2 protein-coding genes are annotated in these 2072 nt (G+C 68.2%); one reads left to right on the top strand and one right to left on the bottom strand.

Annotation, left to right across the window (positions count from 1 at the left end; translation table 11 throughout):
- Positions 1-213 (bottom strand): DUF1707 SHOCT-like domain-containing protein (locus tag CA983_RS43055; RefSeq protein WP_143645809.1); only part of this gene is annotated, 213 nt, incomplete at its 3' end.
- 178 nt (positions 214-391) lie between these two features.
- Between CA983_RS43055 and CA983_RS43050 the strand changes: the two genes are divergently transcribed.
- Positions 392-2062, top strand: a complete 1671-nt coding sequence (locus CA983_RS43050) for a fumarate hydratase (protein ID WP_086606042.1) — start codon at positions 392-394, stop codon at positions 2060-2062.
- Positions 2063-2072: the final 10 nt, after the last annotated feature.

Below are 2072 nucleotides of genomic sequence, written 5' to 3'. Positions count from 1 at the left end.
CTGACGGTGGGCGGCGGGCAGGTCCCGTATGAAGACGTCCAGTTCGCCGACCGTCTTGGCGCGCAGCACCCCCTCGACGCGCTCGGCGTGCTCGTCCGCGGTGAGACGGCCCTCGACGAGGGCGTCGTGCAGGATGTCGGCGATGCGGTCGCGCTCGGCGTCGGAGGCGCGGAGCTCGGAGACGGCGGGCGCGGTCTGCTTCTGAAGGTCCACGGCAGCAGCGTACCGAAACACGATAGATCGCGACACCCCCCGCCGTGCCCCTGTGTCGCGGCCGAGTGTGACGAACTGAGCCTTACCTCACAGGCTCGCTGTCGGAGGCAGGTTCTACGCTGGTGGGCGCTCGCCAAAGGAGGCGGGCCGCCGTCTGTCGAGTGAGGAATGGGCTGAGATGCCTGAGTTCGCGTACACCGATCTACTCCCCCAGGGAGAGGACACCACGCCGTACCGGCTGGTGACCTCCGAGGGTGTCTCCACGGTCGAGGGGCCGGACGGGCGGACCTTCCTCAAGGTGGAGCCGGAGGCGCTGCGCAAGCTCGCCGAGGAGGCCATCCACGACATCCAGCACTACCTGCGCCCGGCCCACCTCGCGCAGCTGCGCCGCATCATCGACGACCCCGAGGCGTCCGGCAACGACAAGTTCGTGGCGCTGGACCTGCTGAAGAACGCGAACATCGCGGCGGCGGGCGTGCTGCCGATGTGCCAGGACACGGGCACGGCGATCGTGATGGGCAAGCGCGGTCAGAACGTGCTGACGGAAGGCCGCGACGAGGAAGCCCTGTCCCGCGGCATCTACGACGCCTACCAGAACCTCAACCTGCGCTACTCGCAGATGGCTCCGCTCACCATGTGGGAGGAGAAGAACACCGGCTCCAACCTCCCCGCGCAGATCGAGCTGTACGCGACCGACGGCGGCGCCTACAAGTTCCTGTTCATGGCGAAGGGCGGGGGCTCGGCCAACAAGTCGTTCCTGTACCAGGAGACGAAGGCCGTCCTGAACGAGTCCTCCATGATGAAGTTCCTGGAGGAGAAGATCCGTTCGCTGGGTACGGCGGCCTGCCCGCCGTACCACCTGGCGATCGTGGTCGGCGGTACGAGCGCCGAGTACGCGCTCAAGACCGCGAAGTACGCGTCCGCGCACTACCTGGACGAGATCCCGGCGGAGGGGTCGGAGCTCGGGCACGGCTTCCGGGACAAGGAGCTGGAGCAGCAGGTCTTCGAGCTGACGCAGAAGATCGGGATCGGGGCGCAGTTCGGCGGGAAGTACTTCTGCCACGACGTGCGCGTGGTGCGGCTGCCGCGGCACGGGGCGTCCTGCCCGGTCGCCATCGCGGTGTCCTGCTCCGCCGACCGTCAGGCCGTCGCGAAGATCACGGCCGAGGGTATCTTCCTGGAGCAGCTGGAGACGGACCCGGCGCGGTTCCTGCCGGAGACGACGGACGAGCAGCTGGAGTCCGACGGCGACGTCGTCAGGATCGACCTGAACCAGCCGATGGAGACGATCCTGGCGGAGCTGACGAAGTACCCCGTGAAGACCCGCCTGTCGCTGACCGGTCCGCTGGTCGTGGCCCGCGACATCGCGCACGCCAAGATCAAGGAGCGGCTGGACGCGGGTGAGGAGATGCCGCAGTACCTGAAGGACCACCCGGTGTACTACGCGGGTCCGGCCAAGACGCCCGAGGGGTACGCGTCCGGTTCGTTCGGTCCGACGACGGCAGGCCGTATGGACTCCTACGTCGAGCAGTTCCAGGCGGCGGGCGGGTCCAAGGTGATGCTGGCGAAGGGCAACCGCAGCAAGCAGGTCACGGACGCGTGCGCGGCGCACGGCGGCTTCTACCTGGGCTCCATCGGCGGGCCGGCGGCCCGTCTCGCCCAGGACTGCATCAAGAAGGTCGAGGTCGTCGAGTACGAGGAGCTCGGTATGGAGGCCGTCTGGAAGATCGAGGTGGAGGACTTCCCGGCGTTCATCGTGGTCGACGACAAGGGCAACGACTTCTTCCAGGACCCGGCGCCGGCGCCCACGTTCACGAGCATTCCGGTGCGGGGGCCGGGGCTGGCGTAGTGCCCCGGGG

Origin of the sequence: Streptomyces swartbergensis, assembly GCF_002148965.1 — a bacterium.
GTDB lineage: Bacteria > Actinomycetota > Actinomycetes > Streptomycetales > Streptomycetaceae > Streptomyces > Streptomyces swartbergensis.
This window is presented reverse-complemented; position numbering and strand designations above follow the sequence as displayed.